Origin of the sequence: Ciceribacter lividus (assembly GCF_003337715.1) — a bacterium.
In the GTDB taxonomy this organism is placed as follows: domain Bacteria; phylum Pseudomonadota; class Alphaproteobacteria; order Rhizobiales; family Rhizobiaceae; genus Allorhizobium; species Allorhizobium lividum.
The window spans coordinates 71,824-85,472 of record NZ_QPIX01000013.1 but is presented as its reverse complement, the minus strand read 5'-3'; the positions used below and the strand labels follow the sequence as shown (position 1 = coordinate 85,472).

At 61.1% G+C, this 13,649-nt stretch carries 12 protein-coding genes and 2 pseudogenes; 8 read left to right on the top strand and 6 right to left on the bottom strand.

What is annotated here, in order from left to right; all coding sequences use genetic code 11:
- Positions 1–6: 6 nt before the first annotated feature.
- The 5 genes from DFR48_RS19530 to DFR48_RS19510 all read right to left on the bottom strand — a co-directional run bounded on the left by DFR48_RS19530 (position 7) and on the right by DFR48_RS19510 (position 5,272).
- Positions 7–441, bottom strand: a complete 435-nt coding sequence (locus DFR48_RS19530; protein WP_114364898.1) for a GlcG/HbpS family heme-binding protein — start codon at positions 439–441, stop codon at positions 7–9.
- A gap of 57 nt (positions 442–498) precedes the next feature.
- Positions 499–1,161, bottom strand: coding sequence for a glutathione S-transferase family protein (locus DFR48_RS19525; RefSeq protein ID WP_114364897.1), 663 nt, complete (start codon positions 1,159–1,161; stop codon positions 499–501).
- 179 nt (positions 1,162–1,340) lie between these two features.
- Positions 1,341–2,828: a carotenoid oxygenase family protein gene (locus DFR48_RS19520; RefSeq protein ID WP_114364896.1), complete on the bottom strand. Its 1,488-nt coding sequence runs from the start codon at positions 2,826–2,828 to the stop codon at positions 1,341–1,343.
- A 48-nt stretch (positions 2,829–2,876) separates the two neighbouring features.
- Positions 2,877–4,013, bottom strand: coding sequence for an MFS transporter (locus DFR48_RS19515; RefSeq protein WP_210206021.1), 1,137 nt, complete (start codon positions 4,011–4,013; stop codon positions 2,877–2,879).
- A gap of 167 nt (positions 4,014–4,180) precedes the next feature.
- Entirely contained in the window at positions 4,181–5,272 is a 1,092-nt protein-coding gene (locus tag DFR48_RS19510; protein ID WP_114364894.1) for a hypothetical protein, read from the bottom strand.
- 179 nt (positions 5,273–5,451) lie between these two features.
- Between DFR48_RS19510 and DFR48_RS19505 the strand changes: the two genes are divergently transcribed.
- Together DFR48_RS19505 and DFR48_RS22290 are read left to right on the top strand one after the other, a co-directional pair.
- Positions 5,452–6,357, top strand: coding sequence for a LysR family transcriptional regulator (locus tag DFR48_RS19505; protein WP_114364893.1), 906 nt, complete (start codon positions 5,452–5,454; stop codon positions 6,355–6,357).
- Between the two features lie 124 nt (positions 6,358–6,481).
- Positions 6,482–6,677, top strand: a pseudogene (locus tag DFR48_RS22290) (IS110 family transposase); the annotation flags it as partial.
- On the opposite strand, the pseudogene DFR48_RS19500 reads toward DFR48_RS22290, so the two are convergent.
- Positions 6,674–7,202 (bottom strand): annotated as a pseudogene (locus DFR48_RS19500) (ISAs1 family transposase); the annotation flags it as partial. The pseudogenes DFR48_RS22290 and DFR48_RS19500 overlap by 4 nt on opposite strands.
- A gap of 189 nt (positions 7,203–7,391) precedes the next feature.
- On the opposite strand from DFR48_RS19500, the gene DFR48_RS19495 reads away from it, so the two are divergent.
- The 6 genes from DFR48_RS19495 to DFR48_RS19470 all read left to right on the top strand — a co-directional run bounded on the left by DFR48_RS19495 (position 7,392) and on the right by DFR48_RS19470 (position 13,583).
- A complete protein-coding gene (locus DFR48_RS19495) occupies positions 7,392–8,348 on the top strand; it encodes an aldose epimerase family protein (protein WP_210206020.1) in 957 nt (318 codons plus the stop codon).
- Positions 8,349–8,775: 427 nt separating this feature from the next.
- Positions 8,776–9,915 carry an ROK family transcriptional regulator gene (locus tag DFR48_RS19490; RefSeq protein ID WP_114364891.1) on the top strand — a complete coding sequence of 380 codons (1,140 nt, stop codon included), beginning with the start codon at positions 8,776–8,778 and terminating at the stop codon, positions 9,913–9,915.
- A complete protein-coding gene (locus DFR48_RS19485; protein WP_114364890.1) occupies positions 9,912–10,679 on the top strand; it encodes an ATP-binding cassette domain-containing protein in 768 nt (255 codons plus the stop codon). The genes DFR48_RS19490 and DFR48_RS19485 overlap by 4 nt, the downstream gene beginning before the upstream one ends.
- 36 nt (positions 10,680–10,715) lie before the next feature.
- Positions 10,716–11,756, top strand: coding sequence for a sugar ABC transporter substrate-binding protein (locus DFR48_RS19480; protein WP_114364889.1), 1,041 nt, complete (start codon positions 10,716–10,718; stop codon positions 11,754–11,756).
- Between the two features lie 64 nt (positions 11,757–11,820).
- Positions 11,821–12,816, top strand: coding sequence for an ABC transporter permease (locus DFR48_RS19475; RefSeq protein WP_114364888.1), 996 nt, complete (start codon positions 11,821–11,823; stop codon positions 12,814–12,816).
- Positions 12,813–13,583 (top strand): SDR family oxidoreductase, encoded by a 771-nt coding sequence (locus DFR48_RS19470; protein ID WP_114364887.1) that lies wholly within the window; start codon positions 12,813–12,815, stop codon positions 13,581–13,583. Before DFR48_RS19475 ends, DFR48_RS19470 begins: the two co-directional genes overlap by 4 nt.
- Positions 13,584–13,649 lie beyond the last annotated feature (66 nt).

The following is a 13,649-nucleotide window of genomic DNA, read 5'->3' as shown; positions in this document are numbered from 1 at the left end:
TTATCGTTATTTCGGAACGCCGGTCGCCGCCGCAAAGCCTGCCGCCTCGATGCCGGCAACGGCGCAGATTTCGTCATTGCCGCCGATGTCGCCGGATATCCCGACAGCACCGACAACGGTGCAGCTGTCATCCTGTATCAGCACGCCGCCCGGTGAAGGCACCATCCGCCCGCCGCTGACGGTGGACAGAACCCCGATGAATGTCGGGTTCTTCTCCGCCCGCTCCGTCAGTTCGCGCGACCCGAAACCCATGCCGAGCGATCCCCAGGCCTTGCCGTAGGCGATATCGAAACGGACGATGCCGGCCCCATCCTCGCGTTTGTAGGCAACCAGATGGCCGCCGGCGTCGAGGACCGCGACGGCCAATGGCGCGAAATTTTCCGCCCGCGCCTTTTCAAGCGCAGCGTCGATGATTGTGGTGGCTTTGGATAGGGACAACATGATTTTTTCAAACTCCATGAACGGAAATGGACATTCGACCGGCGCAAGCAAGCGGGGTCAGAGAAACATTGCGAAGATATCCCGCGAACTTGGTGGCCTCGGAACACGGAACCGGACGCTGGCGAGGTCGATCGCGCCGGGCCGCGCAAGGCAGCTCTCCAGCCAGCGTTTCATCGCCGGCCAGGGGGAAATGTCGATGCCGGCGATTGGGATGAAGTGCATGACGGCGGCGACATTGATGTCGGCCACCGTCAAACGGTCGCCGAGGATGAATTCGCGGTCTTTGAGATGCCCATCCAGAACCGACCAGGGCCGGGCCAGCTTCTTCATGGTGATCGCCTCTTCCTCCCCGTCCGGTGTGCATGGATCGAAAAGATATCGGACCGCCGACGTCAACAGAAGCGGCTTTTCGACCTCGGTCGCCACCCACAGCGACCACTGCGTCATCAGGGCGTCTTCCTGGGGCGTTTGCGGTCCGAGCAGGCCGCCATACCGGCGCGCCAGATAGAGATTGATGGCCAGCGATTCGAACAGCACGAAGTCGCCATCGATGAGCGTCGGACATTTGCCGTTCGGATTGAGGGCGAGGAATTCCGGGGGTTTGGCATCGCCCGGCCGGAAGGCGAGCGGCTCGCGCCCATGCTCGATGCCGATTTCGTTGAGCATCCAGCTACAGCGGTTGGCGCGGGTTTTCGTCACGTCGCCGTAAAGCGTGATCATGTCGGTCGTTCCTTTGGAGTGGCTTGCGGGGATTGGGCAATGTTCCGCCCATCACGGTCGTCTTTTTCGACAGAAGGCGCCGGCCGGGGTCCGGAGGTCGGGCCCGACCTCAGCCGACGCACGTGCCGCGGGAGGAGGAAAAGTCGCTGCCTGCGGCAACGCCGCAGAACGTTTGTCGACTAGAGGCCGCGGTCTGATCCCAGCGCGCTGCCCGGCACCCAGATGCCGTGGAAGCCCTCATGCACACGGCAGGGGAACTTCACCACCGCCACAGGCCCTTGCGACAGCCTGCGGGCGTCGAGGATGACGAGATCGGTGCGGTTTTCCTTTCGTCGACCGACCATGGTCATCAAGAAGCCGTCGCCCTCCTCCGCATCCGGACTGCGCGGTACGAAGCACGGCTCTTCCGGCGAGGCATCGGGGCCGGCATAGAAGAGTTCGATCTTGCCTGTCTGTTCGTCGAAATGGCCAAGGCAGGTGAAGGGCGGGCCCTTCGGTCCCGGTTCCAGCATCGGCCAGCTTGCCGGATGGTTGGTGCCGAACCAGTGATGGCGCGTGCGTCGCATCGAGAAGCGGTTGTCGACCACCGGCATTTCGCCGATGTGATCGATGAAGCGCTCGATCTTGACCTCGCTGCCCTGGCTGGAAAGGTCGACGATCCAGCGCTCTCCGAACGGCGGCAGCTCGTGGGCATTGGGATTGTGAATATCGGGGAACTGACTGAGCCAGCCCGATTCCGTCACGAAATGGTCGAGTACCAGACGGCTGCCGTCGTCCCAGGCGTTGAAGGTATGGGTCTGCATGGCGATCTTTGGGGCCGTGAACCAGCGGATGGCCTTTACCCCCTGGTCGCGCGGAATAACGGCGATGTAGGTGCTCTTGTGATTGTCCCAGTGCCAATACGCCTCGCCCTTTTCCACCCGGTCCCATTCACAGACCATCGGGCAGATGACGAAGGCGATGTAGTTGCGCGAGACCATGAAGTCGTGGACCATTGAGCAGTAGGGCGCCTTGAAGCGCTCCGTGCGGGTAAACTGGCCCTCCTTGTCGATGGAGTAGACTTCGATTTCGTCGCTAGCGACGCCTTCGCAGTTGTAGGCGAAAGCCACACATTCGCCGGTCACGGGGTCGATCTTGGGATGGGCGGTGAAGGTACGGCTTTTCAGCTGGCCGCCGAAATCCGTCTCGCCTCGGGTCGTCAGATCATTCGGATCAAGCTCGTAGGGACGCCCTGCTTCCTTCAAGGCATAGAGCTTACCGTGATGCCAGAGCACCGAAGTATTGGCTGTATTGGAATCCTCGCCGGCGACTTCCGGGCTGTCGGTGAAGGGATTGCGGTAAGCGCCGAACAATGCGCGGCGCGCCGAGCGTTCGAGCTCGAACTTGCGAGTGCGAACATATTTCATCGTCAGGTCCGCATGGCCGTTCTGGAAGCGGACCATGTGGACCATGCCGTCGCCATTGAGGAAGATATCCTTGCCGTGCAACGGCGGATAGGCGTGGTCGGCGCTGTTGCGGATATAGATGCCTTCAAGTTCGGACGGTATACGGCCGATCACCTCGAGGTCATGCACTTCGCCTTCGATGCGGACCGGGGCCGCATAGCCGTTGAAGACGATGTCGTTCGGAAACTGCAGGCCGGGCCTTAGATTCGTGTGCTGGTTCATGTGAAGCTCCAATATTTGACATTTCTCAAGTTTTGGGAGGATTTGAAATCAGGTGGCGACCACGGCCACTTGTTCGGGCCGACGCGCAATGTCGCGGCGAGTCAACAGCATGAAAGTCACGGCCACGATGGCGAAACCGGTGACGGCCCAGCCGAGACCTGGATACCCGACAGCGGCGACGATAAAACCGCCGAGAGCTGGCCCGGCGGCGGAGCCGATCATCATCATGGCAGGCGTTGCAGCGACGGCGCGTCCGGTCTCATCCACACTGCTCAGAAGACCGAACATGAAGGTATGGCTGAAGATCACCAGCGCGACGTAGAGCGTCGCCGGAACGGCGAAGAAGGCGAAAGTTGTGGCGCCCGTGACCGAGAGAGCGAACACCGCCTGGAGGATCGGGCCGACAATGCCGACATTGACCGGGGCAAACTTCTTCTGCAGCAGGGCAGCCAGAATGCCCGGCAGCAGGTTGACGAAACCGGTGACGATCAGGACGCTCTGAACGGCATTTTCGCCAAAATTGCGCATGTCACCGATCCGCTCCACGAAGGCAAAAACCATGGCCTGATTGAGCGCGATGCAGACGATAGTGCCGATCGTCAGCCAGGCGGCTTTAGGGAGTGGCTTCTTTACGATCACCACCCGCTTGCCCGACACCAACACTTCAGCCCGCGGCACATCGGGGAAGAACAGAAGCGCCATGATGGCACCAAACGTCATGGTGATGGCAAAAGCTCGGAAGATTGTCTGTCCGCCGTAGGCAGCAATGATGCCCGGCAGAACCGCAAACATGATGACGGCCAGAACGCCCATCGCCACATTGGCAATACCAAACAGGCGATGCGGGTTGGCCGACCGCCCCATGGCCCCGTGGGTCACCGAAAGAGCCGCGCCAACGCCGAGGCCGGCGACGGCATGCAGAAGCATGAAGCCGGCGAGACTGTCCGGTGACACCGGCAGCCAGGAAGCGGCAAGGAATGCACAAGCGGCGACGCAATAGCCAAGACAGGCGAAGATGCGATGCTTCAGCCGCGTGAACATCGGCGCGAACATGATGCTCGAGACGACCACTGCGGCGAGGAAGGCGGTGACCGTCAGCCCGGCCTGCGGCGCTGCAAGTCCGTAGAATTTCATCAGGCTGCCGATCCAAAGCGGCAAGGCCGCCAGATCGATCATGCCAGCCATGTGTCCGATGCTCAGGGTCGCTTGTCCGCCCCAGCTGTTCAGTTTCGTCATTGGTTCCTCCCGGAACGCTCATCGTTCCCGTTGTCATCGCGCCGTCTCCAGTTCCCACGGCGCGGATGCCTGCATTGGTGGCCGCGGCTCCAGGGACCCGCGGCCGTGTCGAACCGTCAGAAGCTCATCGTCAGAGTGCCGACGATGGCCTGGTTCCAGCGGTCTCCTTCCAGCCCCTGGTGGCGTGTGTAGGAAACCTCGAACCGGTTGCCGCGGCCGAAAGTCTTGGAAATGCCGGCACCGAAAACGGCATAGGTCGGATCATCGACGACGCCGTCGAGATCGTTGACGAATTCCTGCTCGATGCCGAGAAGGAGATTGGGCGACCAGCCGCCGGGCGGAACTTCCTTTTCCAGCCGCAGATGCGCCCAGACGGTGCCGTAGTCCTCGGTTGGACCGACCACGCCGGACGACACCACTCCAAAGCTGTTGGCGGTCGACTCGAGGAAGGCGCGCTGAAACTCAACCCCGAGTACCGGATGGAAAACCCAGCCTTCCGGTATGATCGCGATGTCGTCGCTGCGATACTGGCCGATCAGCTCTGCCTGTGTGTAGAGATGATCGTCGCCCTGCTTGTGCTCCATGACCAGGCCGGGGCCGACATTGACCTTCACGTCGGTCTCACCCCAGGAATATTCGGCACGCGCAGCGATACCCCAGTGTTCGCTGAACTCATTGAGGAAGTCGGCGCGGATGCCGCCTGCGGGTCGCTTGATCGATCCAGAACCCTCGATGTCGAGATCGGTGTATTCGAAAAAGCCTCCCAAGGCCCACATGGTGTCGGGATTGGGAAAACGCAGATACCGCAGATCGACACGGCCCGTGCCGCCATCGAGCTCGACGGGATAATTGGCGCCGTTCGAAAACGTGCCCGTCGCACGGAGATGGATTGCGGACTGGCCGTCCGGAAGCCCGAAAATGAAGCTCAACGGAATGACCGTGTCCGTTGTGCCGTCCTTGTAGTGACTGTTCGGCAGCCCGGACGCCTCTGCGGCGCCGATCGTGACACGGGCCTGGCCGGTGCGCCACTGGACGGTGCCGAACTGGTCACTCTCGAAATACGACCGCAGCAGACCCGCTTTTCCCAGATTGGTCAGCGCTTGAACCGATACCGGCGGCTGGAAGCCTCCCTCGACGGCATCCGCGCCCAATGCATCTGTTGCGACAAACGAAACGGCGGCAGCAGCCGCCCAGTGCGAAATTCTCATATCCCCTCCCAATTATTGATCTCGGAGAGCCGGTCGGCGGGTCTTCGAGATGTCACGGCACGCTCCTCCAGTGCCGGTGACGACAGGGAAAAATTAGCGTCTGTCAAAAAAATGAAAATCAGATAGTATTCATCCGATGTATCGATGCCATCAATATATGGTCCGGGAGGTAGGTGCGGATGCGTCTGGATCGGTTTGACTTAAATCTTCTGGTCGCTCTGGATGCTCTTTTGGAGGAGCGCAGCGTGACGCGCGCCAGCCAACGCCTGTGCATCGGTCAATCGGCGACCAGTGCGGCATTGGCCCGCCTCAGGGACTACTTCGGCGATCCGCTTCTGGTGCAGGTTGGTCGGCGTATGGAGCTGACGCCCCTGGCGCAAAGTCTGATCGGCCCCATAAGAGACGCCCTGATGCGGGCTCGTGCTGCCATCTCAATTCGGCCGGCCTTCGAACCTGCGTCAATTTCGAGGACTTTCTCGATTGCCGCCTCAGACTACATGATCCATGTCTTGCTGGCCGACGCCGTTCGGCGATTGGCGGCAAGTGCGCCCGGAATGCGACTCGACATCCGGCGGACGCCCTTCGATGTGCTTGAGGCTTTCGAGCGGGGAACGATCGACGTGCTGATTATGCCAGAGCAGTACGCCAGCCGCTTGGCGCATCCGCAGGTCGAGTTGTTGCGCGACGAGCATGTCTGCATGATGTGTGCTGAAAGCGCCCGCGGCATCACCGAGCTCACAATGGAGGAATATCTGAGCCGGGGTCATGTCTCCGTGCGGCTGGGAAACGAGGCGAGCCTGTCTTTCGAAGAGTGGTTCTTGCCGCGTTATGGAAAGCAGAGGCGTTTGGAATGCACCATAGACCAATTCAGCATCGGACCGCTCATGGTCATCGGCACGGAGAGAATCCTCACCACGCATCGCCGTCTCGCCGAGAAGATGGCAAAGCGCTTTCCCGTCACTCTCTTTCCGGCGCCCTTTGAGATGAAACCGCTTTGCGAAGTGATGGTCTGGCCGCGCTATTTGGATGACGACCCCGCACACCGATGGCTAAGGGAAGCCATCCAGTCAGCCGCGTCTGTCTGAAAGCGGGTTAATTGGAGAATACGGGCTTGAGGCGGAAAGGGCTTGATGAGGTGGACGGCCTCCTGCCCCGGCGCGTGAAGTGCCATGATGCGGTTGTGAGGAGCCGCGATTAGGAGAGCCGTCCATGACGGAAATTATCACAGTCGGAATCGACATAGCCAAGAACGTTTTTTCAGGTTCACGGCGTTGGCGCACAATGTGACATGGTGTTACGCCGGAAGCTTCGCCGCTGCGAGGTCTCAGAGCTCTTCGAACGTCTGCCACCGTGTCTGATTGGTATCGAAGCCTGCGCGATAGCGCATCATTGGGCACGTCATCTGAGCTGGCAGCCGACGGCATCGCTGGTGACGAGCGCGCCTTTGAGTTCCAGCCTCTCCAACAGCAGAGGGATGGCCTTGATCTCCCCACCCTTGCTGCCGATGGGCTCCTGGCCGAGCACGAGGCACTGGCGGCTGGCCCAAGCGGAGACCAGATGCAGCGGATGGGCATCCCCAGACCGCGCCCGCCGCGAGGTCTTGCCGTCGATGGCGACGATCTCCGGATCGCCATCACGAAGGCCCTCCACCCAGGCCGTGAAGCAGGCGCCGAAGAGGTCGGCCGGCAGCGCATTCATGATATCGTTGAGCGTGTCATGCGACGGCACACCGCGCGCGAAGGGCATGAAACGCCTCAGGAAATCGATCTTCTCTTGCGCCCACCCCTCGGATCTCGACGAAGTCCCCGGCTCCCGCCAGCGTGCCGCACAGCACGATCAGCAGCACCTCCGCGAGCGGGTAGATCACCTTCCAGGACTGACGCGGATCCCGAAGGGCGGAGAAGTGGTCAAGCAGGGAGATAGTGGCCATGGAAACCTCGCGATTCGAGGTCTCCTATGAATCACGGAAAACACCGTGCCGGAATCCCGACGAGCTTCAAGTGATTGCCCTGGGGTGCGAAGCAGTTCTATTGCAGAACCAGAAATCGTCAGGCATAAGGCGACGGAACGTCCGGCGATGGGACGGATCACCACATCAATTGAAAGCGGAATGCACGCAATGACAAATGGCGCGACGCTGGTGCTCGAAGGGTCCGAAGGCCTGCGAGCGGAATTTTCCCGCTGCGGCGCGCGCCTTCTGCGCCTCGATATTCCCGTCCGCGACGGAGGCAGCGCGCAAGTGGTGATCGGCAGCGCCCTGGACGCCTCCCAGCCTGACGGCGACACCTGGGGCGGCACGATCTGCGGCCGCTTCGCCAACCGCATTGCCGACGCCTCCTTCGAGCTCGACGGCGTTCGCTACAGCCTGCCAGCCAACCACGGGACGAGTTCTTTGCACGGTGGACCCAAGGCATTTGGCCTGCGGGACTGGAACGTGGAAGCCACCGGCGAGACGCTGACCTTTTCGCTTACGTCAGCGGACGGCGAAATGGGTTATCCGGGCACAATGGAGGTTGTCGCGGTATACGGGCTTTCCGGGACAACGCTGTGGCTTGAGATGACGGCCACGACCGACAAGCCGACCGTTGTCAACCTCACCCAGCACGCCTATTGGAACCTCAAAGGCGAAGGCAATGTTCTGTCTCACGAGCTTGAAATTCCAGCCTCGCGCTACTCCGCCGTCGATGACCGCCTGATCCCGCTCGGCGCGCCTGACGATGTGACGGGCACGGTTTTCGACTTCCGTTCGATGCGCACGATCGGCCAGATCTACGACCACAGTTTCTGCCTGGACGCCGGGCGCGGCGCGCTCCATCTCGGCGCCAAAGTGCGCGAACCGGAAACCGGGCGCACCATGGAGGTCTGGACCACGGAACCTGCCATCCAGCTCTATACGGCCAACCATTTTTCCGAAGCGATGGTCGCGCCCTTCTCGAAAATGGTGCTCAACGGCGCCATCGCGCTTGAGCCACAGACCTACCCCAACGCGCCGAATGAACCGAGCTATCCCAGCGCGGTCCTGCGGCCCGGCGAAACCTATCGCCACAGGATCGAGTGGCGCTTTTCGGGCTTCTGACCCTCGACCTCCGATCCGGAATTTTGATGCCGCCATCGCCGGTGTTCGACAAGTCTCCCGGATCCGACAGAATCCCGACACCGGCCCGGTAAAACGCCGGCGCTGATCCTTGCCGCGTGCCGCACATACAACTTCCGATCGCGCAAGGGATCCGAAGGCGGCCGGGGAAACCCTCGGGTCTCATCCACAGTCCCCTGATCGCAGCGACTGCCGTCCCACTCATTCACGAAGTGAAACCGATCCCTGCGGAGGGCAGTCATTGCCGCGCGCACTTCGCTCACTGGTTGCGAATGGCAAGACGCACGTCTTTGCCCGACCAGCCCAGGCGTAACCGCACCACCCTCTTTGCGTTCGAGATTCTTTTTTGAAAACCATTTGACTAAATAATATTCCGCTGTCACTCTTTTGTCATTCGGAGGCTTTCGGCATGACTTTACGGGGAACCAATCAGGAAACGGGAAGGCCGTATAATCGGCGGATCGTGCTGGAATCGATCCGTCTGCACGGCCCCACGACCCGTGGCGAGATCGCGCGGAGCGTCGGCCTGACCGTGCAGACCGTCTCGACGATCGTTCGGGAGCTTGAGGAGCAGGGACTGATCCTGTCGGTTCAGAAGGCGCCCGAGGGCCGCGGCATTCCGCCTTCGACACTGACGATCAATCCGGAGGGAGGGCACGCCGTTGGCATCCACGTCACCCCGCTCGGGATCGAGGCGGCGCTGGTCAATCTTCGTGGCGATGTGGTGGAAAGCCTGCGTCGCCCCGTCGTCAACGCCATGCCGGATGCTGCCTTCGCCTTCATCAAGGAAATGGTCGCCACGCTGAAGGCCAGCCCCCGCTGCGGCCGTCTGTTCGGCGCAGGCCTGGCGCTGCCTGGCCCCTTCGACGTGGAATCGATGAGCTTCGTGGGCTCCACCACCATGGCCGGCTGGAAGAATGTCGACATCAGGCAGCATCTGGCCGACGCGACCGGCCTGCCGGCCTTCATTGAGAACGACATGGCCGCTGCCGCTTTGGGCGAGCAGCTCTATGGCCTCGGCCAGCAGATTTCGAACTACTATTACCTGTTTTTCAGCGTCGGTCTGGGCGGCGCCATGATGCATGACGGCTCAGTCATGGGTGGGGCCTGGGGCAATGCCGGCGAAATCGGCCATATTCCCGCAGTCCCCAATGGCGAGCCATGCCCCTGCGGCAACCACGGCTGCCTTGAGCGCTATCTATCGCTTGAGGCTTTCGAGCGCCGTGGTCTGCCCGAGGCGGAGTGGGTCGCGGAGATTGCTCCTTTCTTCCGCAATGTGGTGCGGACGATCGAAAACCTGTTCGACCCGGAAACGATCGTGCTTGGCGGCCTGGCCCCCCAACCTCTGGTTCGCGAACTGGCGACCCTTGTCGACGGCCTCGACACATCGATTTCAGCCCGCGCCAACCGCGCCCTGCCGCGCGTCGTCGTGGCAAGTGATTGCCAGCACTCGGCGCTGCGGGGAGCAGCAGCGCTCGCTGTTTTCGGCGTGCTGTCTCCGCGTTTCGGGCAAATGTTTGAAACATCAGAAAAGGGGAACTCCGAATGAACGAGAAACTACTCGTCCTGGACAATATTCGCATGAACTACGGCGCGATCGAAGCCCTCAAGGGCATCAGCTTTTCGATCGGAAAGGGTGAGGTCGTCGCTCTTCTCGGCGATAACGGTGCCGGAAAATCGACCTTGGTGAAAATCATCTCGGGAGGCCAGCAGGCAACCTCCGGGCGCATGATATTCGAGGGCAAGGAATACCAGGCCAAGACTCCCGCCGAAGCCAAGGCTCACGGCATCGAGACGGTCTACCAAGACCTGTCGCTCTGCACCAATGTCGATGTCGTCGGCAATTTCTTTATGGGCCGCGAGCTCACCCGCAAGATCGCGGGCATCCCGTTTCTCAACGAACGCGCGATGGAAGAGATTACCAGCAAGGCGCTGGCGAGCGCCGGCACCCGCATTCCCTCCATGCGCGGCAAGGTCGAGCATCTGTCCGGCGGCCAGCGCCAGGCCATCGAGCTCAATCGTTTCGTCCACTGGGGTGGCAAGCTGGTCCTGCTCGATGAACCCTTTGCCGCGCTCGGCGTCGAACAGACGCGGCGCGGCCTGGACATGATCCGCCATGTCGCCAGCCAGGGCATCGGTGTCGTCATCATTACACACATCATGCAGCAGGCCTTCCAGGTCGCTGATCGCATTGTCGTCATCCGCCACGGCGTTGTTGCCGGGGATGTCGAGTGCAGCAAGACCAGCCCGGATGCAGTGATCGAGATGATCACAGGGCAGACACTCGCCGGCGCCGGACCGGCGAGCGAATAACAAAGTAGGGGTCCGGCCCAAACTGGAGAGACCAACATGAAACGAATTGTCGTGATGCTGCTGAGCGTGCTGATGCTCGGCCTATCCATGATCACCACCGCGGCCGCGGAAACGAAGGGCAAGGTCTATTATCTCGTACCCACCCTGCTGGACGAATTCCAGACGGGTTCGGTCAACGCCCTGGAGATGTTTCTCAAGCAGGTCGGCTATGAAATGCAGACGCTGAACGCCGATAACAAGACGGACGTACAGCAATCCCAGATGAACGATGTCATCGCCTTGAAGCCCGCCGCCATCATCCTGGCTGCTGTGGACTTCAACGCCTTGAAACCCTCGATCGAGGCGGCGCGCGCCGCCGGTATTCCGGTGGTGGAATTCGACCGCCAGATCACCGCCACGCCCTCGGACTTTACTTCTGTTGCCGGCACGGTCGAGATCGGCCATATCGCGGCCAATCAGGCCGAGGCGATGCTGAAGTCCAGGAAGGGCGATGTGAAGGGCAAGATCCTTCAGGTGCTTGGCGACCCCGGTGATCCTTACACCCTCGATATCCAGAAGGGTTTTGAGGAAAAGATGAAGGCCTTCCCCGGCGTCACCATTATCTCGGTACCCGCCATGCAGTGGGAAGCTAGCAATGCCGGAACGATCGTTTCCGACCAGATACTTGCCAATCCAGATATCGACCTGATCTTCCTGCATGCGGCGCATCTGTCAGTCGCGGCTGTCGCCTCGCTCGAGGCCGCCGGCAAAAAGCCCGGCGATATCATGATGATGAGCTCGAACGGCGCTCCCGTCGGTCTCGACCTGATCCGCAAGGGTTGGCTCAACGCCGAAGTCGAGCAGCCGCTCTACGCCCAAGCCGCCGCCGTTACCATGTTCATGGACAAGATCGTCGCCAAACAGGAAATCAAGCCAGGTGAGTATGACGTTCTCGGCCTGAAGGGCGTCGTGACGAATGAAGCCTGGGGACCGAACATCAAGATTCCGGGTTCGGCAATCACCAAGGAAAATGTCGACAATCCGGCCTTCTGGGGCAACCTGAAGCCGCCGACAGGCACTGTCCAATCCGTCAAGTGACGGCTCTTCCACCCGGGGTCTTTTGGATCCCGGGGCTCCACCTCCTCAAACCTGGATTGGCCGTATGACTCCTCGTACACGCAATATTCTAGAATTCGCCCTGGACAATCTCGTCTGGTTCATGCTCATCGTGGTTCTCGCGCTGTTCTCGGCCCTGATCCCGAACTATTTCCAGGTCGGCATCTTCACCAACATCATCGAAGCATCCAGCGTGCTCGGTGTGATGTCGATCGGTCTGGCACTGGTGATCATCACCGGACATATGGACCTTTCTGTCGAATCCGTCGCAGCCCTGTCGGCAATGGCGGTCGGCATTCTCTTCTGCTCGGCCGGCATCGGACTTGGCATCAAGCTCACCCCCGCATGGCTGGTGATCCCGGCGTCGCTGCTGGTGGCCTGCGCCATCGGCGCCCTGATCGGCCTTATCAACGGCTTTCTTGTGGTCAAGCTGAAGATGAACGCTTTCATCATCACGCTCGCCTCCTTCATCTGGGTGCGCGGCATCGTGCTTGCCGTCTCCGGCGGCCGCTCCGCACAGGATCTCGACCCGACCATCCGCTGGTTCGCCATTGAGCGTTTCGCCGGCATCCCGTTGTCGGCCTGGATCGCGATTGCCTGCTTCCTCATCTTCTCGGTCATGATGGCCAAGACGCCGTTCGGCCGTCATCTTGTCATGATCGGCGGCAATGAAACGGCGACCTTCCGCGCCGGCATTCGCGTGACCCGCAACCTGATCATCGCCTTCATCATGGCCGGCGCCATCGCCGGTCTCGCCGGCTGGCTTCTGGCTATCCGCACGTCGGGCGCAACCGCCAATCTCGGCACCGGGCTGTTGTTCAACGCGTTTGCGGCCGTCGTCATCGGCGGTGTCAGCCTGAAGGGCGGGGTCGGCGCTCTGCCGGGGGTCTATGCCGGCGTGCTTCTGCTCTCCTCCATCAACACGGCGATCAACCTGATGGGCCTGCCTGCGAACTATACGCAGGTCATCCATGGCTTCCTGGTGCTTGCAGCCGTTCTTCTCGATACGTTCAAACAAAGGCTCCGTCAGAGGCTCGCATGACAGACAGATTGAAAGACAAGATAGCGCTGGTTATCGGCGCATCGCGCGGTATCGGCAAGGCGGTCGCCCTGCGCTTCAAGGAGGAAGGAGCCAGGATCGTCATAGCCGATTTCGACGCCAACGAGGGCCAACGGGCCGCCGATGAGATCGGCGCCGACTTCATCCGCACCGATATTTCCAGGATGGATGATGCGGTGGCGGCCGTCGCCTTCGCGGTGGAGCGCCATGGCAGGCTCGACGTCATCGTCCAGAATGCCGGCATCTATCCGTGGCAGCTGATCGAGAACACCGAACCGGAGGACTGGGACCAGGTCATGGCCATCAACCTTCGCGGATGTTTCAATGCGGCGCGCGCGGCCCTTACGCCGATGAAGAGGCAGGGCTCCGGCCGCATTCTCTTCACCTCGTCGATTACCGGCCCGCATGTCACCAGCCCCGGCCACGGCCATTATGCGGCAAGCAAGGCCGGCATCAATGGCTTCATCCGTTCCGCGGCGCTGGAATTTTCCGCCTATGGCATCAATGTCAACGGTGTCGAGCCGGGAAATATCCTTACCGAAGCAATCCAGTTGCATCGTAGCGCCGCGTTCATCCAGAACATGGAGGACGCCATTCCGCTCGCCCGCCTCGGCTCGCCCCGCGACGTCGCCAATGCCTTCCTGTTCCTGGCCTCCGATGACGCCAGCTATGTCACCGGAACAACCATTGTCGTCGATGGCGGGCAGCTTCTGCCGGAAGGCGCCGATTTTCGTCTTCAGCCCACCTGAGCACGACCCTAGCGCAGCCTGGTTAAAGTGAAGCGACGCGGCGATTTCGCCGCGTCGTCGTTCTAT

Excerpts from the sequence above, each read along its gene's own strand:
- DFR48_RS19530 (WP_114364898.1), bottom strand. The coding sequence starts at position 441 with ATGTTGTCCCTATCCAAAGCCACCACAATCATCGACGCTGCGCTTGAA.
- DFR48_RS19525 (WP_114364897.1), bottom strand. The coding sequence starts at position 1,161 with ATGATCACGCTTTACGGCGACGTGACGAAAACCCGCGCCAACCGCTGT.
- DFR48_RS19520 (WP_114364896.1), bottom strand. The coding sequence starts at position 2,828 with ATGAACCAGCACACGAATCTAAGGCCCGGCCTGCAGTTTCCGAACGAC.
- DFR48_RS19515 (WP_210206021.1), bottom strand. The coding sequence starts at position 4,013 with ATGGCTGGCATGATCGATCTGGCGGCCTTGCCGCTTTGGATCGGCAGC.
- DFR48_RS19510 (WP_114364894.1), bottom strand. The coding sequence starts at position 5,272 with ATGAGAATTTCGCACTGGGCGGCTGCTGCCGCCGTTTCGTTTGTCGCA.
- DFR48_RS19505 (WP_114364893.1), top strand. The coding sequence starts at position 5,452 with ATGCGTCTGGATCGGTTTGACTTAAATCTTCTGGTCGCTCTGGATGCT.
- DFR48_RS19495 (WP_210206020.1), top strand. The coding sequence starts at position 7,392 with ATGACAAATGGCGCGACGCTGGTGCTCGAAGGGTCCGAAGGCCTGCGA.
- DFR48_RS19490 (WP_114364891.1), top strand. The coding sequence starts at position 8,776 with ATGACTTTACGGGGAACCAATCAGGAAACGGGAAGGCCGTATAATCGG.
- DFR48_RS19485 (WP_114364890.1), top strand. The coding sequence starts at position 9,912 with ATGAACGAGAAACTACTCGTCCTGGACAATATTCGCATGAACTACGGC.
- DFR48_RS19480 (WP_114364889.1), top strand. The coding sequence starts at position 10,716 with ATGAAACGAATTGTCGTGATGCTGCTGAGCGTGCTGATGCTCGGCCTA.
- DFR48_RS19475 (WP_114364888.1), top strand. The coding sequence starts at position 11,821 with ATGACTCCTCGTACACGCAATATTCTAGAATTCGCCCTGGACAATCTC.
- DFR48_RS19470 (WP_114364887.1), top strand. The coding sequence starts at position 12,813 with ATGACAGACAGATTGAAAGACAAGATAGCGCTGGTTATCGGCGCATCG.